This is a genomic window from Nocardia sp. CY15 (genome assembly GCF_009829295.1).
Classification (GTDB): domain Bacteria; phylum Actinomycetota; class Actinomycetes; order Mycobacteriales; family Mycobacteriaceae; genus Nocardia; species Nocardia sputi.
On the sequence record NZ_VUOT01000105.1, the window covers coordinates 1 to 921 of the forward strand.

1 pseudogene is annotated in these 921 nt (G+C 62.5%); it reads right to left on the bottom strand.

The annotated features are described in order from the left end of the window. Positions 1 to 921, bottom strand: a pseudogene (locus tag GVY39_RS33790) (DNA-directed RNA polymerase subunit beta); the annotation flags it as partial.

Here is a 921-nt window from a genome sequence, read left to right on the forward strand (position 1 = left end):
CCAGCCCGCTTTGCCGATCCAGCCCAGATGGGTCTCCAGGATCTGGCCGATGTTCATACGACGCGGCACACCATGAGTGTTCAAGATGATGTCCACCGGCGTGCCGTCCGGAAGGAACGGCATGTCCTCGGTCGCCAGGATCTTGCCGATCACACCCTTGTTCCCGTGCCGGCCCGCGAGCTTGTCACCGTCCTGGATCTTGCGCTTCTGCGCCACATACACCCGGACCAGCTCGTTCACACCCGGAGGCAGATCGTCGTCGTCCTCCCGCGAGAACACCCGGATACCGATCACCTTGCCCGACTCACCATGAGGCACCTTCAGCGACGTATCACGCACCTCACGCGCCTTCTCACCGAAGATCGCCCGCAACAGCCGCTCCTCCGGAGTCAGCTCCGTCTCACCCTTCGGAGTCACCTTCCCCACCAGGATGTCGCCGTCACGAACCTCCGCACCGATCCGCACGATGCCACGCTCATCCAGATCCGCCAGCACCTCATCGGAGACATTCGGGATATCCCGCGTGATCTCCTCCGCACCCAGCTTCGTATCCCGCGCGTCGATCTCGTGCTCCTCGATATGAATCGAGGTCAGCACGTCCTCCTCCACCAGACGCTGCGACAGGATGATCGCGTCCTCGTAGTTGTGACCCTCCCACGGCATGATCGCCACCAGCAGGTTCTTACCCAGCGCCATCTCACCGTTCTCGGTGCACGGACCATCGGCCAGAACCTGACCACGCTCCACCCGCTGCCCCTCGTCCACGATCGGACGCTGATTGGCACACGTGCCCTGATTCGACCGAGCGAACTTACGCATCCGATAGGACTTACGCGTCCCGTCATCAGCCATCACCGTGACGTAGTCGGCGGAAACCTCCTCCACCACACCGGCCTTCTCGTTCACCACGACATCACCGGC